This window comes from Desulfovibrio piger ATCC 29098, from assembly GCF_000156375.1.
Taxonomy (GTDB): Bacteria; Desulfobacterota; Desulfovibrionia; order Desulfovibrionales; family Desulfovibrionaceae; genus Desulfovibrio; species Desulfovibrio piger.
The window spans coordinates 920998-943521 of record NZ_DS996359.1 but is presented as its reverse complement, the minus strand read 5'-3'; the positions used below and the strand labels follow the sequence as shown (position 1 = coordinate 943521).

Genomic DNA, 22524 nt, shown 5'->3' with positions numbered 1-22524 from the left:
GCGGCCGTCTTCTTTACCATCCCCCATATTTTTTCAAGGAGCCTGCATGAGCAACCAACCCGAGCTTCCCAAGAAGATCCGCTACAAGTACGTCATGGACGACAGCGTGCGCATGAGCACGGCCCACGGCGTCTGGGGCGGCATCAATCCCCAGGGAGAGATCGAACTCAATTTCTACGAGGAAAGCGACTCCCTGCCCCAGTGGTCCGAATGCCTGGTGGCCCCGGACGGCTCGCTGGGCCCCGAGATGATGGACGAGGAGAACCTGGAAGTGCGCGAGGTGGTGCGCCGCATCAATACCCGCGTGCTGCTCAACTACAACACGGCCCGCGCCGTGCTGGAATGGCTGGAAGACCGCGTCGCCGCCCTGGAGATGGACGAAAGCGGCATGGCCGTCTACCCCCGCAACATCACCGGCCCCGAACAGTAGAAGACATGATCGACAACAGCTTCCACATCATCACCTTCGGCTGCCAGATGAACGTGCACGACTCGCAGTGGCTGGCCCGCGCCCTCGAAGCGCGCGGCTTTTGCGAGGCGCCCCTGGAAGAGGCCCGCGTGGTGGTGGTCAACACCTGTTCCGTGCGCGAAAAGCCCGAACAGAAAGTCATGAGCACCCTGGGCCGCATCCGCCAAGTCACCGGCAACTCGCCGCGTGTGCTGGTGGCCGTCACCGGCTGCGTGGCCCAGCAGCTGGGCGAAAAACTCTTCAGCCGCCAGGTGCGCCTGGTGGCGGGCAGCGACGGCATCAGCGGCGCGCCCCAGGCCATCGAACGCCTGCTGGACGAGCCCGCCCTGCGCCTTTCCCTGCTGGACTTCACCAGCCATTATGTAGAGCGCGAACCCGGCGCCGATACGCCGTCCGCGCCCGTGGGCTTCGTGAACATCATGCAGGGTTGCGACAATTTCTGCGCCTACTGCATCGTACCCTATACCCGCGGCCGCCAGAAGTCCCGCCTGACCCCGGCCATCCTCGACGAGTGCCGCCACCTGCTGGACCGCGGCGCGCACGAGATCACCCTGCTGGGGCAGAACGTCAACGCCTTCGGCCGCGATACGCACGGCGACGGTGTCAGCTTTGCCACGCTGCTGGAAAAAGTGGCCGCCCTGCCCGGCCTGAAGCGTCTGCGCTACGTGACGCCCCATCCCAAGGACATGGGCCCGGAAGACGTGAGGGCCTTCGCCGACATCCCGCAGCTCTGCCCGCGCCTGCACCTGCCCCTCCAGGCCGGTTCCGACGCCGTGCTCAAGCGCATGGGCCGCAAGTACGACAGCGTCCGCTATCTGGAGCTGGTGGCCAGCCTGCGTGATGCCCGCCCGGACATCGCCCTGTCCACGGACCTCATCGTGGGCTTCCCCGGCGAGACCGAGGAAGACTTCGCCGCCACGCTGGAGCTGATGCGCGCCAGCGACTTCATGTCCAGCTTCTCCTTCTGCTATTCGGACCGCCCCGGCACCCGCGCCAGCCGCTTCCTGGACAAGATCGCCCCCGACGTGCAGCAGGATCGCCTGCTGCGCCTGCAGGCCCTGCAGGAGGAGCTTTCCCAGCGCTGGCTCGACGCCCGCGTGGGCCAGGAGTGCGAAGTGCTGCTGGAGAACGCCAGCCGTCGCGAGGCTACCGCTGACGACAGCCTGCAAAGCTGGCAGGGCCGCGACATCTACGGCGCCCTGGTGCATGTGCCCCTGCCCGCCGGCGACCATACCGGCCGCCTGGTCAACGCCCGCATCGTGGAAGCCAAAAAGCACAGCCTGGTGGCAGAAGCCACGGGACAGCCATGGTAGAGATGCACGTGGAGGGCCTGAGCCTCGATCCGCAGACACGAAAACCCATCGTCATCCTGCGGCAGAACGACGGCAAGGGCCTGCTCCCGCTCTGGATCGGCGCCATGGAGGCCATGACCATCTCGCTGGTGCTCAACGGCGAGGAACTGCCCCGCCCCCTGGCGCACGATCTGCTGCTCATGGTGGCCAAGGCCCTCAACGGCACGCTCACCGGCGTGGACATCGTGGACTACAGGGACGACATCTACTACGCCGTCCTCTTGCTGCGCGGTCCCGCGGGCCTCATCAGCGTGGACTGCCGCCCCTCGGACGGCATCGCCCTGGCCCTGCGCGCCTCGGTGCCCATCCGCGTCAAGACCGAAGTCTTTGAAAAGGCCGCCCGCGAGCAGGAACCCGGCAGCATCCATCCCGCCACCCGGCATCACGCCGGTTCCGATGCCGCCACCGACATGGCCCGCACCGCCGACGCCCGCAAGGAGGCCGACACTCTGGCCGCCCTGCTGGCCAAAGGCGCCGTGCCCGAAGACCTGGGCGAGGCCGCCGGGCCGGAGCGGCTGCGCGACCTGTTGCGGGCCCTGGAGCCCGTATCGCGGAACAAGATGTAAAAAGCCTCTTTCCGGGGAGGTCTCTGTTGCGAGGCATGCAGAGATCCCAACGCATCAAGACAGCAACCGGCCATTATTCCTTGGCATGCAAAAACAGCCCGAACCGTCTCGGTTTCGGGCTGTTTTTTTAGACACGTTCAGGGATGCCTGCCGCTCCCCGTCATCAGGCCTGCTGCAACTTGGCGTGGGCCATGGACATGAAGAGCTTGATGCGGTTGAGCTGGTTGGCCTCGCTGCTGCCGGGGTCATAGTCCACGGCCATGAGGTTGGCCGCGGGACGCAAGCGCTTGAGTTCCTTCATGACGCCCTTGCCGGTGATGTGGTTGGGCAGGCAGCCGAAAGGTTGCAGGCAGAGCACGTTGGTGGCGCCGTTGTCGATGAGTTCCAGCATCTCGGCGGTCAGCAGCCAGCCCTCACCGGCCTGGTTGCCGCGCGAGATGATGCCCTTGACGCTGTGCGACAGGTGCCGGATGCGGGACACGGGCATGAAGATGCTGCCTTCCAGAGCCTTGCGCATGGAGGTGCGCAGCATCTCCACCCGCATGATGAACAGCCAGCTGCCCAGCGCGGGCAGGATGCGCCCGCCCAGCCGCTGCCAGCGGTACATGGGATCCATGAAGCAGTAGAGGAAAAAGTCCATGATGTCGGTGAGCACGGGCTCGCCGCCCTCTTCCATGATGTGCCGGGCCACATGGTTGTTGGCATCGGGGTGGTACTTGAGCAGGATCTCGCCCACGATGCCCACCTTGGGCCGGACCACGCCGTCACGCGGGATCTTCGTGAAGTCCTCCACGATGCGGCGCATGTCCTTGCGGAAGGCGCGGGTATCGCCCTTGCCCACCACCTCACGGGCACGCTGCGTCCAGCGTTCCAGCAGCGCGTCGGTATCGCCCTTGTGCAGCTCGTTGGCCCGGCAGGACATGGAGACACGCTGCAGCATGTCGCCGTACAGGCAGCTCAGGATCATGCGGTGCAGCATGCTGCCCGACATCTTGAAGCCCGGCTGCTTGTTGAGGGAACCGCTGCTCAACGTCAGGATGGGCACCTGCGGGAAGCCCGCTTCCTGCAGGGCCTTGCGCAGCAGGGCCGGATAATTGCTGGCGCGGCAGGGGCCGCAGGTCTGGGCCAGCATCAGGGCCGTGCGCTGCGGGTCGCACTGGCCGTTGAACAGGGCGTCCAGCATCTGGCCGATGACTACGATGGCCGGATAGCAGGCATCGTTATGGACGTAGTTCAGGCCCAGCTCGATGGCCCGGCGGCTGACCACGGGCAACACCTGCAAGCGGTAGCCCACGCTGTTGACCGCCGCCTCCATGATGGAAAAATGCAGCGGCGCCATCTGCGGGGCCACGATGGTGTGGGTCTCGCGCATGTCCTCGGTGAAGTACGGGCTTTCCGGACGCGGGGACTGCCGGAACTCCGGCGCCCTGCTCTCGCGGCGTTCCCGCACAGCGGCCAGCAGCGAACGGATGCGGATGCGGGCCGCTCCCAAAGAGGCGCCTTCGTCTATCTTGATGAGCGTATGCAGACGGCCATGGTGGGTCAGCAGTTCCGCCACCTGGTCGCTGGTCACGGCATCGAGGCCGCAGCCGAAGGATGTGAGCTGCACCAGCTCCAGCAGGGGACGCTCGCAGACCAGGGCCGCGGCCCGGTACAGGCGGGAGTGATAGCTCCACTGGTCCACCACGCGCAACGGATCGCGCAGCACGCCCAGATGGGCCACGCTGTCCTCGCTGAGCACGGCCGCGCCCAGCGAGGCGATGTAATCCGGCAGACCGTGATGCACGGCCGGGTCCGCATGGTAGGGACGGCCGCACAGCACGATGCCCAGCCCCTGTTCACGCTCCACCTGGGCCAGGATGCGTTCGCCCTCGGCCCGCAGTTCGGCCCGGTAGGCCTCCTGCTCGGCACGGGCCGCGTGGGCCGCCTCCCACAGTTCCAGCTTGGGCAGGCCCAGCACTTCGTGCAGGCGGTCCACCAGGGTGTCCAGATGCTCCAGCGAGACGAAGGGCGTGTACAGATGCGCGCCCAGCTCGCGCACCTCGTCGGTGTTCAGGCGGATGACCTCGGGATAGCCGGAGACCACGGGGCAGTTGTAGCCCCGCACCGAGGTATCCTGTCCTTCACGCGGCAGGCAGGGGAAAAAGATCTCCCGCACGCCCTGGCGCAGCAGGGCCATCACATGGCCGTGGGCCAGCTTGGCGGGGTAACAGACCGTCTGGGACGGCATGGACGAAAGGCCCAGGTCGTACAGCTCCTTGCCCGATGCCGGGGAAAGCTCCACCCTGTAGCCCAGACGGGTGAAAAAGGTGAACCAGAAGGGATAATGCTCGTAGATGTTGAGCACACGGGGAATGCCCATGCGGCCGCGGGGGGCCTGCTCCGGTTCCAGCGGTTGGTAGCGGAGCAGGCGCTGGGCCTTCCATGCGTAGATATTTGGCATGACCGGGACATCGCCCTGCGAATGCCCCATGCCGCCGCGTTCGCAGCGGTTGCCGGACACGAAGCGGTGCCCGTTGGAGAAGCGGTGCACCTTGAGCAGGCAATGGTTGCCGCAGCCACGGCAGCGCACGGACTTAGTCGTGATCTCCAGCGAGCGCAGCCCGGCGGAACTCAGGGGCGTGCGCTCCTCCTGCCCCGCACAGCGGCGCAGGGCCAGCAGGGCCGCGCCGTACGCGCCCATGAGCCCGGCGATGTCGGGACGGCTGACCTCCCGCTGCAGCAGGTTTTCCATGACGCGCAGCAGGGCATCGTTCATGAAGGAACCGCCCTGCACCAGCACGCGCGCGCCCAGCTCGTCGGGCGTGCGCAGGCGCAGCACCTTGTAGAGGGCATTGCGGATGACGGCATAGCAAAGGCCGGCCGCGATATCGCCGATGGAGGCGCCCTCCTTCTGGGCCTGCTTGACCTTGGAATTCATGAACACCGTGCAGCGCGAGCCCAGATCCACGGGATGGCGGGCAAAGAGCGCGGCCTGCACGAACTCTTCCATGCTCAGGTTCAGGCTTTGGGCAAAAGTCTCCAGAAAAGCCCCGCAACCGGCGGAACAGGCTTCGTTGAGGGTCACGCCCGCGATGCAGCCCTGCCGGACCTTGAGGCATTTCATGTCCTGGCCGCCGATGTCGATGACATAGGTGGCGTCCGGCACCAGACGGCAGGCCGCCTTAAGGTGGGCCACGGTCTCCACTTCGGAGATGACGGAGCCCAGGGCCGCCCGGGCATAGTCGGCGCCGTAGCCCGTGGCCGCACTGGCCTGTATCCAGGCACCGGCGGGCAGACGGTCCACCAGATCGGCCGCATAGGGCAGCAGCCCGGCCAGCGGGTCGCCCTGGTTGCGCTGGTACCAGGTGTCCAGCACGGCGCCGTTGATGTCCACCAGCACAGCCTTGACCGTGGTGGAGCCCAGGTCAACGCCCAGATAGAGCGGGCCCGAGGCCTCGTCCAGCCGGCCGCGCGGCGCGGCGTCCCGGCGGTGACGGTCAAGAAAGACATGATATTCGGCTTCGGAATCGAACAGGGGCGGCAGGCTGGCGCTGGTCTCGCCCTCGAACGTACGGGTACGGGCGCGTTCGGCCAGTTCGGCCACGCTCACGGGCGTGGAAGCCACGGGCCGCCCCAGGCCGGGGATGTCCACCAGGCTCAGGGCCGTACCGCGCGCCACCACGTACTGGGCATCCGGCACGTCCACCACGTCTTCGGGAGCCATGTGCAGGGTCTCCACAAAGCGGGCCTTGAGCTGGGGCAGGAAGTGCAGGGGCCCGCCCAAAAAGGCGACCTTGCCGCGGATGGGGTGACCGCAGGCCAGACCGCCGATGGTCTGTTCCACCACGGCCTGGAAGATGGAGGCCGCCAGATCCTCGCGGGGCGCGCCTTCGTTGAGCAGGGGCACCACGTCGGTCTTGGCGAAGACACCGCAGCGGGACGCGATGGGATAGATGGTGGTGTGGCGCGCGGCCAACGCATCAAGACCGGCCGCATCGGTATCCAGCAGGCTGGCCATCTGGTCGATGAAGGCCCCGGTACCGCCGGCACAGGCCTCGTTCATGCGCAGATTGTCCGAACCATCGGAAAAATAAAGGATCTTGGCGTCCTCGCCGCCCAGTTCCACCGCCACGTCGGTCTGCGGCGCCAGGACGGCGATGGCCCGCGACGTGGCCAGCACCTCCTGCACGAAGGGCAGCTCCAGGGCCTGCGCCAGCCGCAGGGCCGCGGAACCCGTCATGGCCGGGCGCACCACCAGGCCGGGCCGCCGTTCGGCCAGGTCCTCCAGCAGCGTGCGCAAAGTCGCGCGCACCGCCGCGCCATGACGTTCATAACGGGCTTCCAGCAGCGTGCCCCGCGCATCCACCAGGGCCAGCTTGACCGTGGTGGAGCCTGCATCGAGCCCGAGATACAAAGCTTCTTCCATTACCTGATTCCCCCGCTTCTGCCGGATAAATCTTGTCTATGGTCTCTCGTCGGATCCGGTCCCGCACTCGTCCCCTGCCGAACGGGCGCGCCACTTGGCCGCGGCGTCGTCCAGCCCGGCAAAGATGAAGTCCTTGACCATCTGGTCAAGGGATGCGCTCTTTTCTGTCAGGTTCGGGAACAGACTGTCGGCAAAAGCCGGATCCAGCATGATGAGCATCATGCAGGTCCCCATGGAACTGGCGATGCAGCAGTCCAGCTGGGAGGCATCCTGCGGGATGCCGGTGATCTCGCTCAGCAGGCCGCGCAACAACCGGGCCTTGGGATGCACCTTTTCCTGCAGGAAAGGGTCCACAAAACCCGCCGGAGAAAAAAATTCCCGTGCCAGTACCCGCACATGCCAGCTGCGCGGCCCGTGCAGATGGGCCAGCAGCTCGTCCAGCGTACGCGACAGTTTTTCACGCGCCGTGCCCTCCGCCAGGATCTGGCGCAGGCGCTCCAGCGTAAAAAGACGGTCATGGGCCTCGGCCAGCACGGCCGCATACAGTCCTTCGCGGCTGCCGAAATGGTAGTTGACCGCCGCCATGTTCACATGGGCCCGTTCGCAGACCTGTTTGCTGGTCATGTTGGCATAGCCGCATTCGGCCGCCAGCTGTCCTGCCGATTCCAGGATCCGGGCCCGGGTCAGATCCCCGTCACCGCGCTTGCCGCGCTCGTGCCCCCCGTGGGAAATACTGCCCATTGCCGCCTCATAATGCTAAAGTTCCATTATCCAATCAAGAATACTTCCTGCCATGTTCAAAAAACGTTAACGAATTAAAATTCAAATTTCAATTATTTTTCTTGTCTCCGTAACAAGAAATCACGGCGCGGCGGACGGACAAAAAAAGCCCCACGGCATGGTGCCGCAGGGCCCTTCGGAACGTCAGCGCTGGATGCGCCGCCGTACGGCTTCGGCATCCAGACCGTGCAGATGGTGCACGCGTATCAGGTAACACAGGGCCCCGAAGCCCAGGGCCACGATATAGGAGATCCAGAAGCCCGCAGGCCCCATAGCCGGGACGAGCCAGTCCGTGCGGGCCAGCGTGAAGCCCAGGGGCAGGCCGATGATCCAGTAGGAGGTGAAGCAGACCAGCGAGATGATGCGGGTATCGTTGTAGGCACGCAGGATACCGATACTAATGGTCTGCAAGGCATCCACCAGCTGGTAGCAGGAACCGAGCAGCAGCAGGCTCATGGCCAGCGCCGTCACGGCGGGGTCATCATTGTAGATGTGCACGATCTGCTCCCGGAACAGGGCCGTACAGGCCGCGATGATCAACGAGGAGACGGCGCCCATGCACAGGGCCGTGCGGGCTGAAAGACGGGCCCGGCCCAGACGCCCGGCGCCCACGCTCTGCCCCACCCGGATGGCCGCCGTGATGTTCAGCGACAGGGGCAGCATGAAGACCAGCCCGGCAAAGTTCATGGCGATCTGATGCCCGGCCACGATCACCTTGCCCAGCGGCGCCAGCAGCAGCGCCGAAAGCGCGAACAGCGAGACTTCGAAGAACACGGCCAGCGCACCGGGCAGACCGATGCGCAGGATGCGCCAGATCAGGGGAAAGTCGAAACGGCAGGGCACCGGTTCGGGCGTATAAGGGGCGGCCAGGGGGCTGGCATCGTCCCGGGCGCGGGCCTCACAACCGCAGGCACGGGCCGTGCGCGGCAGCAGCAGAGGCAGGAACAGGGGATGCAGATCCCTGTACTGGGCGTCCCGGCGCACGTAGTAGATCATGCAGGCGGCCATGAACCAGTAGCACAAGGCCGTGGCCACGCCGCAGCCCACGGCCCCCAGCTGGGGCAGGCCCAGCTTGCCGTAGATGAGCACATAGTTGCAGGGCACGTTGAGCGCCAGTCCCAGGATGCCGATGATCATGGCCGGGCGTGTGCGGGCATAGCCTTCCAGAAAGCTGCGCACATTGACGAACAGCATGAAGCCCGGCAGCCCCCAGAGCATGGCGCGCAGATAGCCGCCGCCCAGACGGGAGAGCTCCTCATCCAGCCCGAAGGACTGCAAATGCCAGGAGATGACATAAAAGACGGTCATCAGGATGGCGCTGATGACCAGCGTGAGCCAGATGCCCTGCCGCAGCAGGTGCGGGGTGCGTGAACGCTGACCGCCGCCCACCAGATGGGCGCTCATGGCCGGCAGGGAAAGCAGGCAGCCTATGCCCAGCAGGGAAAGGGGGTTCCAGATGGAACCGGCCACGGCCACGGCCGCCATGTCCGCCGTACTGGACTGGCCGGTCATGGCCGTGTCTACGAAGTTCATGCCCATCTGCGACATCTGGGCCACAAATACAGGGAGGCCCAGAGCAACAAAGCGCCGGGCCTCGGACAACGAGAAAAACTGGTTCTGCATGGTCTCCCATCCGCAGCCGGAAATATCCGGTTACAAGACAAGCCCTTATGCCGGGCCGGAGGCAGGCGGGGCATCCTGCCGGCACAGCCGTGGCAGGGTACGGTCCGCGCCCCTCCTATACCCGCTCCCCCCCTGAATGACAAGCCCGCGCCATAGCGGGAAAAGACTTCCCGGACAAACGGCGGGGCCCCTCTGCCGCCTGTCCGCAACGCCCTGCAGGGACGAAACGCGCTCCGCCACGCAAGCATGCCCGTGAGGAGGCCTTCAGGCATACAAAAAGGGGAGGCCTTGCCATGCCTCCCCTTCCCTGCGTGCGTATCCGGCACCAATCCCATGCCGCCCCGGTCAGCGGCGGATACGCTGCCGCACGGCCTCCGCATCCAGCCGGTGCAAGCGGCCCATGCGCAAACGGTACAGGCTGAAGCTCACCCACAGGGCCAGGCCATAGCCTATCCAGAAACCGGTGGCGCCCATGGCGGGCACCAGCCAGTCCGTACGGGCCAGGGTCCAGCCCGTGCCCAGCCCCACGATCCAGTAGGAGAACAGGCAGACGCCCAGGATGTAGCGGGTATCGTTGTAGGCGCGCAGCACACCGATGCTCACCGTCTGCAATGATTCCGGGATCTGGTTGACGGCGGCGAAGACCAGCAGCCCCACGGCCAGCCCCAGCACGGCGGGGTCAGAGTTGTAGATCTGGGCGATCTGCGGCCGCAGGCACAGGGTGGTCGTCATGGTCAGCAGGGCCAGGCCCAGCCCCAGGCACAGGGCCGTGCGGGCCGAAAGACGGGCCCGTTCCAGACGCCCGGCGCCCAGGTTCTGCCCCACCCGGATGGCCACGGTGATGTTCAGCGACAGGGGCAGCATGTAGATGATGCTGGAAAAATTCATGGCGATCTGGTGCCCGGCCACCACCACCTTGCCCAGCGGTGCCAGCAGCAAGGCCGTGACCGCGAACAGCGAAGCCTCGAAACAGGCGGCCAGCGCACCGGGCAGGCCGATGCGGAAGATGCGCCAGACCAGCGGCCAGTCCACCCGCCGGGCCTCAACGCCCTCCCCTGCCGTACGCGGCAGCAGCAGGGGCAGGAACAGCGGCCCCAGCTTGCGGCAGCGCGCCTCGCGCCGGGCATACAGGGCCAGGGTCAGGCCCATGAACCAGTAACACAGGGCCGTGGCCACGCCGCAGCCCACGGCCCCCAGTTGGGGCAGGCCCAGCTTGCCGTAGATGAGCACATAATTGCAGGGCACGTTGAGCGCCAGCCCCAGCAGGCCCACCAGCATGGCCGGACGCGTACGGGCATAGCCTTCCAGAAAGCCGCGCACGTTCACGAACAGCATCATGCCCGGCAGGCCGAAGAGCATGGCCCGCAGATACCCGGCCGCCAGCGGCGCCAGCTCGGCATCCAGGCCGAACAGCTCCAGATGGAGGGAAAGGAAGGCGAACACGCCCATCAATACCAGCGACAGCAGGCTCGAGAGCCAGAGGCCCTGCCGCAGCAGATGCGGGGTGCGCTGCTGCTCGCCGCCACCCACCAGATGGGCCATCATGGCGGGCAGGGACAACAGGCAGCCCATGCCCAGCAGGGAAACAGGCACCCAGATGGAGCCCGAGACGGCCACGGCGGCCATGTCCGCCGTGCTGGCCTGGCCGGTCATGGCCGTGTCCACGAAGTTCATGCCCATCTGGGCGATCTGCGTCACCAGCACGGGCAGGCCCAGGGCCAGGAAGCGGCGGGCCTCATTGAGGGAAAAGAATCTGTTCTTGGTCATCATGTTCTGAGATGGAGGCAAAAACAGGGCCGCTCCCTGCGGAACGGCCCTGAAAAGGCCCCGGCGGCATGACCGCGCGAGGCCCCCGGATAGGTACGAACAGGCCTGTTGCGGCCCGGCTTACAGGAAGAGCCCCGCTTCGGGCAGGCGCAGGCCCTGCATCTTCGCCGCGGTCTCCACCAGACGGGCGATGGCCTGACGGCCCGTATCGCCCAGGTCACGGCTGTACTCGGTGACGAAGGTCTTGATGTGGGCCGAGGTCACGCTCTCGGCCAGCTCCTGCGCGTGTTCGCGGATGAATTCCGCCGAGGCGCGCGGGTTGGCATTGGCATAGTCCACGCTGGCCGTGATGGCCGCTTCGATGGCGCGGGCCAGCTCCACGGGCACGTCGCGACGCACGGCGATGGCCCCCAGCGGCAGGGGCGCATGATAGGTGGCTTCCCACCACTGCCCCAGGTCCAGCAGCTTCACCAGGCCGCGGTCGGCATAGGTGAAACGGCCCTCATGGATGATGACGCCCATATCGGCCTCGCCGGTCAGCACCGCGTCCATGACATCGCTGAAGAGCATCTCTTCGCGCGGACCCTGGAAGCCGCCGTGCAGGGTCAGCAGCAGGTTGGCCGTGGTCATGAGGCCCGGCACGGCCACACGGGCCGTTTTCCATTTTTCTTCGGGCAGGTCTTCGCGGGCCACCACCAGCGGGCCGCAGCCCCAACCCAGGGCGGCGCCCGAGGCCATGATGGCATAATCATCCATGATGTAGGGCACCACGCCCAGCGAAAGTTTGGTCACCGGCAGTTTCTTTTGCCGGGCAAGGGCGTTGAGCTCCTCCACGTCGGCCATGTGCGGCGTGAAATGCGCCGGGGACGGCACCAGATGATGCAGCAGGGCATGGAAGATATAGGTATCATTGGGACAGGGCGAAAGGCCCAGCGTCATGTTCTCCGCCACGGGACACCTCTCTTTGTTTTATCCGGCGTAACAGTTTGACAGGCAGCGAGACTGGAACATATACTGCGCTGTTCCGGCCTTCGGCCAATCATCATTTGAGGATAACCATTATGCTGGATGCTTCCTATTACGCAAGCCTCGGGCTTGCCGACGTTCTGGACAAGGTCCTTGCCGGCCAGCGCCTGAGCGCCGAAGACGGCATGGCGCTTTTCGCCTGCCCCGACATCACCGCCGTGGGCGCTCTGGCCCACCATGCGCGTTGCCGCATGCACGGGGACAAGACCTCGTATGTGGTCAACCGCCAAATAAATTATACCAATGTCTGCGTCAACGGCTGCGTGTTCTGCGCGTTCCGCCGCGACCGCGAGGAAGACCAGGGGGCCTTCTGCCTGAGCACCGAGGAAGTGCTGGAGCGTCTGCGCGCCGCTGACGCCACGCCCCTGCATCTGGACGAGCTGCACATCGTGGGCGGCTGTCACCCCACCCGTCCTTTCCAGTGGTTCCTGGACACCCTGCGCGCCGCGCGCGAACTCAATCCCGACCTGCTCATCAAGGCCTTCACCCCCGTGGAGATCGCCCACTTCGCCAAGATGGAGGGCTGTTCCACCCTCGAAGTGCTGCAGCGCCTCAAGGAAGCCGGCCTGGTCATGATGCCCGGCGGCGGCGCCGAGATCTTCGACGAAGGCCTGCGCGCCCAGATCTGCCCCCACAAGGCCGGTTCCGCCGAGTGGCTGCGCATCTCCGGCGAGGCCCACAGCCTGGGCATCAAGACCAACTGCACCATGCTCTACGGTCATCTGGAGACCTACGCCATGCGCGTGGACCATCTCTGCCGCCTGCGCGAACAGCAGGACAAGAGCGGCGGGTTCACCTGCTTCATCCCCCTGCCCTTCCTGACCGAGAACAGCAAACTCAAGCTGCCTGAAGAAAAGCTCGGCCCCGTGCGCGGTCTCGACCAGCTGCGCACCGTGGCCGTCTCGCGCCTGATGCTGGACAACATCCCCCACATCAAGGCCTACTGGATCATGATGGGCACCAAGCTGGCCCAGACGGCCCTCTGGTACGGCGCCGACGACCTGGACGGCACCGTGGTGGAAGAGCACATCGGCCATATGGCCGGTGCCGGTTCCGCCCAGGGCCTGACCCTCAAGGAGCTGGAATTCATGATCCGTGAAGCGGGCTTCACGCCCGTGCGGCGCAACGCCATCTTCAATACCGTCCAGACCGAGGAGGCCCGCGCATGAGCGACCAGCAGTTCCGTCCGGCGCACAGCGCCTTTGACGAAAGCCCCGAAGTGAAGGAGGCCGCGGCCCTTTCCCTGGCCGGGAAGCGCCTGGACCGCACCGCCGCCGAAGCCCTGTATTACGGCGCCTCCCTGCATACGCTGGCCCATCTGGCCCACGCCATGCGCCTGCGCCTGCATCCCGAGCCCATCGTCACCTATGTGGGCGACCGCAACATCAACTACTCCAACGTCTGCGTCTGCGCCTGCCGCTTCTGCGCCTTCTTCCGCGCGCCCGAATCCGGCGAAGGCTACGTCATCACCCGCGAGGAGATGGCCCAGAAGATCGACGAGACCCTACGCCTGGGCGGCACCCAGATCCTGCTGCAGGGCGGACACCACCCCGACCTGCCCCTGGAATGGTACGAAGACCTGCTGCGCTGGATGCGTGCCACCTGGCCCAGCCTGCACATCCACGCCTTCTCCCCGCCGGAGATCTTCTTCTGGTCGCAGAAGTTCGGTCTGAGCGTGGACGAGGTCATCTCCCGCCTCAAGGCCGCCGGTCTGGACTCCATCCCCGGTGGCGGCGCCGAGATCCTCCAGAACGACGTCCGCGCCCAGGTCTCGCCCAACAAGTGCAGCGCCGACCAGTGGCTCTACGTCATGGAACGCGCCCACAACTTGGGCATGCGCACCACCGCCACCATGATGTTCGGCCATGAGGAAGAGCCCCGCCACCGTCTGGACCACCTCTTCGCCGTGCGCGAGGTGCAGGACAGGACCCATGGCTTCACGGCCTTCATCCCCTGGACCTTCCAGCCCGCCCATACCCGCATCAACGTGACGGCCCCCCTGCCCGCGCCCGCCTATCTGCGCCTGCTGGCCGTGTCGCGCCTGGTGCTGGACAATATCGCCAACATCCAGTCCTCCTGGGTGACCATGGGCCCCGAAGTGGCCCAGCTGGCCCTCTTCTACGGTGCCAATGACTTCGGCTCGCTCATGATCGAGGAGAACGTGGTGGCCGCCGCCGGCGTGTCCTACCACCTGACCCGTCACGAGATCCACAAGATCATCCGTGCCGCCGGCTTCACCCCCGTGCAGCGCACCATGAACTACACCCCCGTGGATCCGCAACCCGAAGACTAGACTCTGAAGGGATGATGCGAGGGGGAGGCCCCCCTTTTGTGGACAAAAGGTGCGGCCTCCCCCTCGCGCTCCCCCTCCTCGCCAAAAAACTTTGCCCGGGCCTGTCCTTCATGCTGCAGACCCGGGCAATATTTTGGGGTATGGAAAGCGGGAAAAACACGGCATATCCTGCCGGTCCACCGGGGCGACGGGCGCAGGCATATGCCCCAAGTGCCGGAAAATCCTGGTAAACGAAAGATACTGAAAAGCGGACATGACCATGATGGTCATGTCCGCTTTTTTTGATGGCAGCCTCTCGTCAGCAGAAGGACTGCCGCAGTCCGGCGGGCCTTCCGCGCCTGCAACGACGAAGCGCTGCCGGGGGCACAAGGAAAGAGTCCTTTTCCGGGCCGGCTGAAAAGGCATGCCGCCGCTCCAGCCGGAGCCCATCCTTGCATGAGCCGTTTCCGGAAAAGGTGGACAGGGAGGGCCATCGGGAGCCACCGGATACCGGCCTCAAGCCTTACCCGCCACGACGAAGAGGAGGAGGGGGCCGTCGCTGCGCAGGAGACTCCGGGTATCGGCAACAGGGGCAATGGCCCCCTGTCTCACAGTCTTGTTTTAGATATCGCTTTCCGGGATACCGCAGGCCCGGGCCACGCCCGCACCGTACGCGGGGTCGGCCTTGGCGCAATGGCGGATATGGCGCAGCTTGATCTCGCGGGGCGCATCGCCCAGGGCGCGGGCCGTATTGCCGAACAGTTCTTCCTGCTGTTCCGGCGTCATCATGCGGAACAGCTTGCCGGGCTGCTCGAAGTAATCGGCGTCATCGCAGGGATAATCCCAGCGGTCCGCGTCGCCGCTGATCTTCAGGGGCGGTTCGCTGAAGTCGGGCTGTTCCTGCCAGGCGCCCGTGCTGTTAGGCTCATAGCTGGTATAGCCGCCGTAGTTGCCGTCCACCCGCATGGCACCGTCCCGGTGGAAGCTGTGATAGGGACAGCGGGGACGGTTCACCAGGATCATGTTGTGGTTGACTCCCAGACGGTAGCGCTGGGCATCGCCGTACGAGAACAGACGGCCCTGCAGCATCTTGTCGGGCGAAACGCCGATGCCGGGCACCAGATTGGCGGGATTGAAGGCCGCCTGCTCCACCTCGGCAAAGTAGTTCTCGGGGTTGCGGTTCAGTTCCAGCACGCCCACTTCGATAAGGGGATAGTCCTTGTGGTACCAGACCTTGGTCAGGTCAAAGGGATGATAGGGCAGCTTTTCGGCGTCTTCCTCGGGCATGATCTGGAAGTACAGGGTCCAGCGGGGGAAGTCGCCCTTTTCGATATGCTCGTACAGGTCGCGCTGGTGGCTGTCCCGGTCACGGCCGATGAGCTCCTGCGCCTCGGCATCGGTAAGGTTCTTGATGCCCTGCTGGGTCTTGAAATGGAACTTGACCCAGAAGCGCTTGTTTTCCGCATTGATGAGGCTGTAGGTGTGGCTGCCGAAACCGTGCATGTGCCGGTACGAGGCCGGGATGCCGCGATCGCTCATGACCACGATGATCTGGTGCAGGGCTTCGGGCAACAGGGTCCAGAAGTCCCAGTTGTCCGTGGCGCTGTGCATGTTGGTGCGCGGGTTGCGCTTGACCACATGGTTCAGGTCAGGGAATTTGAGCGGGTCACGCAGGAAAAAGACCGGCGTGTTGTTGCCCACCATGTCCCAGTTGCCCTGATCCGTGTAGAATTTGACGGCAAAGCCACGGATGTCGCGTTCCGCGTCCGCCGCGCCGCGCTCACCGGCCACGGTGGAGAAACGGACGAAGACTTCTGTCTGCTTGCCGACCTCGGCAAAGAGCGAGGCCTTGGTATACCGGGTGACGTCATGCGTCACCGTGAACGTCCCGTAAGCACCGGAGCCCTTGGCGTGCATGCGCCGCTCCGGGATGACCTCACGGTCGAAATGGGCCAGTTTTTCCTGGAACCAGACATCCTGCATCAGCATGGGGCCGCGCGGACCGGCAGTCAGAGCATGATTGTTATTGGCTACCGGCGCACCGGCACTGGTGGTCAGGCGGTCTTTTTTATCAGTCATGTGCTTTCTCCCTGGTTTGCGCACCGGGTTGGTGCAGTGGCAGCCTCCCCCCAGGAGGTATCGCAAGGAAAGAAATGCCATGACCGGCATTTTTGGTAAATAGGAATTATTACTATTTAGATGTTTTTCTTATTTCCTGCCACGATCCGCGCAGGCACGGCCGCCCCCTATGCCACGCGGCCAGGCCCAGCCAGGCCTAATGCTGCAATACCAGCAAGCCGATGCGGGCCAGACGGCCGTCTTCGCTGCCGTGGGCACCGCCGACACCGATACCGCCTACCACCACATTTTCCAGGATGATGGGGATGCCGCCTTCCATCAGGGAAAAATTGGGATCGAGATAGCGGATGTCCGAGGGGATGGAGCCGTCCCGTATGCCACGGGCTATGGCCACCGTCTCGCGCTTCTGGGAGGCCGCCGTGTAGGCTTTTTTATAACTGGCGTTGAGCGTATGCACCCCGGCGTGATGGTCGCGCAGCACCGCCAGTATCTGGCCGGAGCGGTCCACCACGGTCACGGTGACGGCATGCCCGCTCTCCCGGGCCTCATGCATGACCACTTCGACCATGGCCTGGGCCTGTTCGCCCGTCAGGACAGGCTCACGCACGATGGCGCCCGCGGTCTCGTTTTCCAGTGTCGCAGCCATGACCGGCATCCCTCCAAGCAGCGTACCTGCCAGCAATACAAGAAAAAAACGTTTGAACATGACTCACCTGCTTTTTTCCATCATATACAGGAAGGCCGAGGGACGTCAAAATGCCCGCTCCCGCCCTTTCCTTTTTGGCGGCGGCCTGTTATGCAGCATTCCGGGATGCGTCCGCACGGATGCTTCCCCTCCCGCTGCCCCCGGACAGCCCACCAAGAAACGGCCGCTCTGCGGCCAGGAGGAATGCCATGTCCAGTGAACCCGGTCTGCCCGCTGATGCCCTGCGCATGGGCCGCATCGGCTACCTCAACGTCCTGCCCATCTATCATCCCCTGGAAGCGGGCATCATCCCCCACGATTTCGAGATCATCTCCGGGCCGCCCGCCGTCCTCAACAATATGATGGCCCGGGGCGAGCTGCACATCTCCTCCAATTCCTGTTTCGAATACGCCATGCGCCCCGAGCGCTACCATCTGGTGGAGGATCTTTCCATCGGCTCCCACGGCAATGTCATGAGCGTGCTGCTCATGTCCCGCCGCCCTGTGGAACAGCTGGGCGGCCAGACCATCCTCATCAGCGGCGAGACCCACACCTCCGTGGCCCTGCTGCGCCTGCTCATGAAGGATCACTACCACTGCGATGTGAACTACGTCACCGGCGCCGTCACGCCCACCCTGGGCACGGACAGGGCCCCCGAGGCCTTCCTGGCCATCGGTGACGAAGCCCTGCGCCTGCGCAACCATCCCGACTATCCCTACCGTCTCGACCTGGCCGATGCCTGGGTGGAATGGACCGGCCTGCCCTTCATCTTCGGCGTCTGGGTGGTCAGTCACGACGCCGTGCAGAAAAAGCTCTTCCACAGCGACCCCGGCGCGCTCATGCGTCAGGGCCGGGACTGGGGCCTTTCCCACATGGACGTCATCCTTGACCTCACGGGCCACGGGTGCCCCCTGTCCCGCGAGGAACTGACCGTCTATTACAACGAAGGCCTGACCTTCAGCCTGGGCGAACGCGAACTGCAGGGCCTCAGCCTCTTCTATCGCAAGCTGGCCGACGCCCGCATGATCCCCGGCGTGCCCCCCCTGCGCTTCTTCCATATGTAAGCAAGCTTTTTTGGGGGAAGGAGGGACCTTTGTGCGCAAGCCAAAGGTCCCTCCTTCCCCCAAGCCCCCATCCTCCTCCCAACGCGCTTTATGCAGGAGGATGGACTCCCCGGTATAACGCCGAACAGCCACCATTGCCGGACCCCCGGCAAAATGGCCCAAACAGACGGCTCTCTGACAAAGAGGCTGCAGCCCATGACAGAAAACGCGGAAGGCACTCTGCCCTCCGCGTTTTTATGCTGGTCATCAGTTCCCAAACGCACACTGCGTACGCAAGGCACGCCATACGAACCACGAACAGGAAGAGGAAGGCAAAATGCCTTCCTCTTCCTGTCTTTCCGGTCCACGGGCCGTTGTCCGCTCCCCGCCCAGCGACGGGGACCTGCGGCCCTACCTAAAAAAGTTTTTGGAAGGGGGTGCGGGGGAGAACCTTTTGTCCACAAAGGGTTTCCCCCGCATCTCTCCCTCCTCACATACTATTGCGGTGCGGCGGCGCTGCTGTCCTTGTCGCCCTTGGAGGCACGCAGGCTGAGGTACAGCGGCTGGGCCGTGGCGCGACCGGAGAAGATCTCTTCCACGGAAGCGGCCAGGGCATGGGGCAGGACCTCGTCCACATGGTCCACGAAGACGATCTCCAGATCTTCCAGCACCTCGGCGGGCACTTCCTTAAGATCCTTTTCGTTGTCATGCGGCATGAGGACCTTCTTGATGCCGCTGCGGCGGGCGGCCAGCAGCTTTTCCCGCAGACCACCGATGGGCAGCACGCGACCGCGCAGGGAGATCTCGCCGGTCATGGCCACATCGTTGCGCACCGGGATGCCCAGCAGGGCCGAGGTGATGGACGTGGCCAGGGTGATGCCGGCCGAGGGACCGTCCTTGGGCGTAGCGCCGTCAGGCACATGCACATGGATGTCCACCTTGCGGTGGAAACGCGGGTCAAGGCCCAGGATCTCGGCGCGGGAACGCACATAGGTCAGGGCCGCGCGGGCGGACTCGGTCATCACGTCGCCCAGCTGGCCGGTGATGACCACCTGCCCGGAACCGGACATGAGACTGGTCTCCACCATCAGGATCTCGCCGCCGCGCTGGTTGTAGGCCAGACCGGCGCAGACGCCCACCTGCGACTCGCTCTCGCGTTCCTCATGGCGATACTTTTTGACGCCAAGGAAGGAAGCCAGGTTCTGGCGGGAGATGCTCACGCACTTGTCCAGATCGTTGTCCTCCACCAGACGGATGGCGGTCTTGCGGCACAGGGCGGCGATCTCGCGCTCCAGATTGCGCACGCCCGCTTCACGGGTGTAGGAGCGGATGATCTCCAGGATGGCGCCGTCGGACAGCGCGATGTTTTCCGGCTTCAGACCGTGTTCCTTCACCTGGCGCGGCAGCAGGAAGTTGCGGGCGATCTGGCGCTTTTCCGTCTCCAGATAGCTGTTGAGCTCAATGATCTCCATACGGTCCAGCAGCGGGGCCGGGATGGAGTCCAGCGAGTTGGCCGTGGTGATGAAGAACACCTTGGAAAGATCGTATTCCAGATCCAGATAGTGGTCCATGAAGGTGTTGTTCTGTTCCGGGTCCAGCACTTCCAACAGGGCCGAGGCCGGGTCGCCCCGGAAGTCCGAGGTCATCTTGTCGATCTCGTCCAGGCAGAACAGGGGGTTGCTGCTCTTTACCCGTTTCAGGGACTGGATGATCTTGCCGGGCAGGGCGCCCACATAGGTACGGCGGTGACCGCGGATCTCGGCCTCGTCACGCACGCCGCCCAGGGAAAGGCGCACGTATTCGCGCCCCGTGGCCCGGGCCACGCTCTTGGCCAGCGAGGTCTTGCCCACGCCTGGCGGGCCCACGAAACAGAGGATGGGACCGCGCAGGCCGTTGGAAAGCTTCTGCACGGCCAGATATTCCAGGATGCGGTCCTTGGGCTTTTCCAGACCGAAGTGATCGCCCTCGAGGATGGCACGGGCCTTTTCGATGTCGATGTCGATCTCTTTGAGGTCGTTCCAGGGCAGATCCAGCAGCCAGTCCACGTAATTGCGCACCACGGTGTATTCCGCGGCCGAGGGCGGCATGCTGCGCAGCTTGCGCAGCTCGGACTGGCAGCGTTCGCGGGCCTCCTGCGGCATGTTACGGCCTTCGAGCTTCTTTTCCAGCTCGTCCACTTCCGCCTGGGGATCGTCCTCGCGGCCCATCTCTTTATTGATGGCCTTGAGCTGCTCGCTGAGGTAATACTCGCGCTGATTGCGCTCCATCTGCACCTTGACCCGGTTCTTGATGCGCTTTTCCACCGAGGCCAGGGCCACCTCGCCCTGCAAAAGCTCGTACACGCGCTCCAGCCGCTCGGTGACGTCGGCGATCTCCAGCACTTCCTGCTTTTTGCGGTAATCCACCTTGAGGTGGGGCACCACGGCGTCGGCCAGCGGCCCGGCATCGCGCAGGGCCATGATGGACATGAGCGCTTCCTGGGTCAGCTTCTTGTTGTTCTTGGCGTACTCTTCCAGCGCTTCCTGCACGGTACGCACCAGGGCCTCGCGCTCTTCGGGGCGGCTCTCGCTTTCCGGCACGGTGCAGAGCATGGCCATCAGGCAGTTGTCCTCTTCGCGCAGCTCCGTCCAGCGGGCACGGTGCAGGCCTTCGAACAGCACCTTGATGGTGCCGTCGGGCAGGCGCAGCATCTGCAGGACCTTGCAGACGACCCCCACGGGGCTCAGGTCATCGGCGCCGGGCTTCTCCACATCGGGCTCGCGCTGGGCCACCAGGAACATCTGCTTGTTGTAGCCGGACTGGGCCAGTTCGATGGCCTTGATGGAGGCTTCGCGCCCCACGAAAAGCGGCATGATGGTACGCGGCAGCATGACCACTTCGCGCAGGGGCATGACCGGCAGTTCGGCAAAAAAGCGCGCTTCGCGCTGGAATTCGGACATAGTGTACCTCGTAAAAGGGCCGCGCGGGCGGCCCGCTCAGCCGTCGGGACGGCCGGGCCGGATGGCCCCGGTATATCGTTGAAAGGGGAAGGATCCCTTTTGCCTGTGGCAAAAACGGATGCTTCCCCCCTTTCAGATCTTGTGACAGCCTGCCCGGGGGCAGGCCCCGGCAAGGTGCGACCGGCAACAGCAGGCGGGAGCGTCCCCGCACCGTATGGCCATGCCGGAAGCCGGGCTAGTTCAGGCCGGTATCGGCGGCAGCGCCTTCGGCGCTTTCATCATACAGCAGCACCGGCTCCTTGCCCTTTTCGATGACGGCCCGGTTGATGAGGCATTCCTTGACACCGGGCATGGAGGGCAGGCGGAACATGATGTCCAGCATGGTGCGCTCCATGACGTTGCGCAGGCCGCGCGCGCCGGTCTTGCGCTCGATGGCCCGGGCCGCGATGGCCTTGAGAGCATTAGGCGTGAAGCGCAGCTGCACGTGGTCCAGTTCGAACAGCTTCTGGTACTGGCGCACCAGGGCGTTCTTGGGTTCGGTCAGGATGCGCACCAGATCGGCCTCGTCCAGATCGTCCACATGGGTGATGATCGGGATACGGCCCACGAATTCGGGGATCAGGCCGAACTTCACCAGGTCCTGGGGCTGGATCTTTTCCAGCAGCTCGCCCAGGGGCATCTCCTTCTTGGAGCAGACCTGGGCGCCGAAGCCCATGGAGCTGCCGCTCATGCGGGAGCCCACGATCTTGTCCAGGCCCACGAAGGCACCGCCCACGATGAACAGGATATTGCTGGTATCCATGCGGATGAATTCCTGCTGGGGATGCTTGCGGCCGCCCTTGGGCGGGATGTTGGCCTCGGTGCCCTCGATGATCTTGAGCAGGGCCTGCTGCACGCCTTCGCCGGACACGTCGCGAGTGATGGAGGGGCCGTCGCTCTTGCGCGAGATCTTGTCGATCTCGTCGATGTAGATGATGCCCTTGCTGGCGGCTTCGATGTCGTAGTCGGCATTCTGCAGGAGCTGCACCAGGATGTTCTCCACATCCTCGCCCACGTAACCGGCTTCGGTCAGGGTCGTGGCGTCGGCGATGGCAAAGGGCACGCGCAGCACCTTGGCCAGGGTCTTGGCCAGCAGGGTCTTGCCGCTGCCGGAGGGACCCACCAGCAGGATGTTGCTCTTTTCCAGCTCCACGTCGTCGCCCAGGGCATCGGCAAAGAAGACGCGCTTGTAGTGGTTGTGCACGGCCACGGAAAGGATCTTCTTGGCCTCGGTCTGGCCGATGACGTATTCATCCAGGCGGGCCTTGATTTCCTGCGGCGAGAGCAGGCGCTCGTCGGCCTCCTCCACCTGCTGCTGGACCTTGTCGCGGGCGATGATGTCACCGCAGGCGCGCACGCAGTTGTCGCAGATGCAGGCGTTGTCCTGCACGATAAGGTTGTTCACCTCCAGCTCGCTGCGTCCGCAAAAGGAGCAGCGCAGCGGTTCCTGTCCGGAATTCTTGCTGTTGGACATAG

At 64.7% G+C, this 22524-nt stretch carries 15 protein-coding genes; 6 read left to right on the top strand and 9 right to left on the bottom strand.

Annotated elements, in window-relative coordinates:
* Positions 1-46: 46 nt before the first annotated feature.
* Genes DESPIG_RS10720 through DESPIG_RS10710 form a run of 3 tightly spaced genes read left to right on the top strand, consistent with a single transcriptional unit; the run spans position 47 to position 2387 of the window.
* Positions 47-430, top strand: coding sequence for a hypothetical protein (locus DESPIG_RS10720; RefSeq protein WP_006008497.1), 384 nt, complete (start codon positions 47-49; stop codon positions 428-430).
* 5 nt (positions 431-435) lie between these two features.
* Positions 436-1782 (top strand): tRNA (N6-isopentenyl adenosine(37)-C2)-methylthiotransferase MiaB, encoded by a 1347-nt coding sequence (miaB, locus tag DESPIG_RS10715; RefSeq protein ID WP_006008495.1) that lies wholly within the window; start codon positions 436-438, stop codon positions 1780-1782.
* Positions 1776-2387 (top strand): bifunctional nuclease family protein, encoded by a 612-nt coding sequence (locus DESPIG_RS10710; protein ID WP_006008493.1) that lies wholly within the window; start codon positions 1776-1778, stop codon positions 2385-2387. Before miaB ends, DESPIG_RS10710 begins: the two co-directional genes overlap by 7 nt.
* A gap of 163 nt (positions 2388-2550) precedes the next feature.
* On the opposite strand, the gene DESPIG_RS10705 is transcribed toward DESPIG_RS10710, so the two are convergent.
* From DESPIG_RS10705 to DESPIG_RS10685, 5 genes are all read right to left on the bottom strand, one after another.
* Positions 2551-6795: an acyl-CoA dehydratase activase-related protein gene (locus DESPIG_RS10705; protein WP_006008491.1), complete on the bottom strand. Its 4245-nt coding sequence runs from the start codon at positions 6793-6795 to the stop codon at positions 2551-2553.
* 36 nt (positions 6796-6831) lie between these two features.
* Positions 6832-7536, bottom strand: coding sequence for a TetR/AcrR family transcriptional regulator (locus DESPIG_RS10700; protein ID WP_006008489.1), 705 nt, complete (start codon positions 7534-7536; stop codon positions 6832-6834).
* 183 nt (positions 7537-7719) lie between these two features.
* Entirely contained in the window at positions 7720-9198 is a 1479-nt protein-coding gene (locus tag DESPIG_RS10695; protein ID WP_006008487.1) for an MATE family efflux transporter, read from the bottom strand.
* A 345-nt stretch (positions 9199-9543) separates the two neighbouring features.
* Positions 9544-10965 carry an MATE family efflux transporter gene (locus DESPIG_RS10690; protein ID WP_040369972.1) on the bottom strand — a complete coding sequence of 474 codons (1422 nt, stop codon included), beginning with the start codon at positions 10963-10965 and terminating at the stop codon, positions 9544-9546.
* Between the two features lie 120 nt (positions 10966-11085).
* Complete coding sequence (locus tag DESPIG_RS10685; protein WP_006008483.1) at positions 11086-11916, bottom strand: 1,4-dihydroxy-6-naphtoate synthase; 831 nt, start codon at positions 11914-11916, stop codon at positions 11086-11088.
* 110 nt (positions 11917-12026) lie between these two features.
* Here DESPIG_RS10685 and mqnE point away from each other — a divergent pair, with 110 nt between their 5' ends.
* Together mqnE and mqnC are read left to right on the top strand one after the other, a co-directional pair.
* Positions 12027-13160 carry an aminofutalosine synthase MqnE gene (mqnE, locus tag DESPIG_RS10680; protein WP_006008480.1) on the top strand — a complete coding sequence of 378 codons (1134 nt, stop codon included), beginning with the start codon at positions 12027-12029 and terminating at the stop codon, positions 13158-13160.
* Positions 13157-14284 (top strand): cyclic dehypoxanthinyl futalosine synthase, encoded by a 1128-nt coding sequence (gene mqnC, locus DESPIG_RS10675; RefSeq protein WP_006008479.1) that lies wholly within the window; start codon positions 13157-13159, stop codon positions 14282-14284. The genes mqnE and mqnC overlap by 4 nt, the downstream gene beginning before the upstream one ends.
* 600 nt (positions 14285-14884) lie before the next feature.
* On the opposite strand, the gene DESPIG_RS10670 is transcribed toward mqnC, so the two are convergent.
* Positions 14885-16342, bottom strand: coding sequence for a catalase (locus DESPIG_RS10670; RefSeq protein WP_040369830.1), 1458 nt, complete (start codon positions 16340-16342; stop codon positions 14885-14887).
* A gap of 196 nt (positions 16343-16538) precedes the next feature.
* On the bottom strand, positions 16539-17048 hold the full coding sequence (locus DESPIG_RS10665; protein ID WP_006008472.1) for a GlcG/HbpS family heme-binding protein: 510 nt from the start codon (positions 17046-17048) through the stop codon (positions 16539-16541).
* Between the two features lie 188 nt (positions 17049-17236).
* Here DESPIG_RS10665 and DESPIG_RS10660 point away from each other — a divergent pair, with 188 nt between their 5' ends.
* On the top strand, positions 17237-18091 hold the full coding sequence (locus DESPIG_RS10660; RefSeq protein ID WP_006008470.1) for a menaquinone biosynthetic enzyme MqnA/MqnD family protein: 855 nt from the start codon (positions 17237-17239) through the stop codon (positions 18089-18091).
* A 476-nt stretch (positions 18092-18567) separates the two neighbouring features.
* Here DESPIG_RS10660 and lon read toward each other — a convergent pair whose 3' ends face one another.
* Together lon and clpX are read right to left on the bottom strand one after the other, a co-directional pair.
* Positions 18568-21009 carry an endopeptidase La gene (lon, locus tag DESPIG_RS10655; RefSeq protein ID WP_006008468.1) on the bottom strand — a complete coding sequence of 814 codons (2442 nt, stop codon included), beginning with the start codon at positions 21007-21009 and terminating at the stop codon, positions 18568-18570.
* Between the two features lie 235 nt (positions 21010-21244).
* On the bottom strand, positions 21245-22522 hold the full coding sequence (clpX, locus tag DESPIG_RS10650) for an ATP-dependent Clp protease ATP-binding subunit ClpX (protein WP_006008467.1): 1278 nt from the start codon (positions 22520-22522) through the stop codon (positions 21245-21247).
* Between the last annotated feature and the right edge of the window lie 2 nt (positions 22523-22524).

Bases quoted from the DNA above. Each gene is read 5' to 3' on its own strand.
- DESPIG_RS10720 (WP_006008497.1), top strand. From the start codon at position 47: ATGAGCAACCAACCCGAGCTTCCCAAGAAGATCCGCTACAAGTACGTC.
- miaB (WP_006008495.1), top strand. From the start codon at position 436: ATGATCGACAACAGCTTCCACATCATCACCTTCGGCTGCCAGATGAAC.
- DESPIG_RS10710 (WP_006008493.1), top strand. From the start codon at position 1,776: ATGGTAGAGATGCACGTGGAGGGCCTGAGCCTCGATCCGCAGACACGA.
- DESPIG_RS10705 (WP_006008491.1), bottom strand. From the start codon at position 6,795: ATGGAAGAAGCTTTGTATCTCGGGCTCGATGCAGGCTCCACCACGGTC.
- DESPIG_RS10700 (WP_006008489.1), bottom strand. From the start codon at position 7,536: ATGGGCAGTATTTCCCACGGGGGGCACGAGCGCGGCAAGCGCGGTGAC.
- DESPIG_RS10695 (WP_006008487.1), bottom strand. From the start codon at position 9,198: ATGCAGAACCAGTTTTTCTCGTTGTCCGAGGCCCGGCGCTTTGTTGCT.
- DESPIG_RS10690 (WP_040369972.1), bottom strand. From the start codon at position 10,965: ATGACCAAGAACAGATTCTTTTCCCTCAATGAGGCCCGCCGCTTCCTG.
- mqnE (WP_006008480.1), top strand. From the start codon at position 12,027: ATGCTGGATGCTTCCTATTACGCAAGCCTCGGGCTTGCCGACGTTCTG.
- mqnC (WP_006008479.1), top strand. From the start codon at position 13,157: ATGAGCGACCAGCAGTTCCGTCCGGCGCACAGCGCCTTTGACGAAAGC.
- DESPIG_RS10670 (WP_040369830.1), bottom strand. From the start codon at position 16,342: ATGACTGATAAAAAAGACCGCCTGACCACCAGTGCCGGTGCGCCGGTA.
- DESPIG_RS10665 (WP_006008472.1), bottom strand. From the start codon at position 17,048: ATGTTCAAACGTTTTTTTCTTGTATTGCTGGCAGGTACGCTGCTTGGA.
- DESPIG_RS10660 (WP_006008470.1), top strand. From the start codon at position 17,237: ATGTCCAGTGAACCCGGTCTGCCCGCTGATGCCCTGCGCATGGGCCGC.
- lon (WP_006008468.1), bottom strand. From the start codon at position 21,009: ATGTCCGAATTCCAGCGCGAAGCGCGCTTTTTTGCCGAACTGCCGGTC.
- clpX (WP_006008467.1), bottom strand. From the start codon at position 22,522: ATGTCCAACAGCAAGAATTCCGGACAGGAACCGCTGCGCTGCTCCTTT.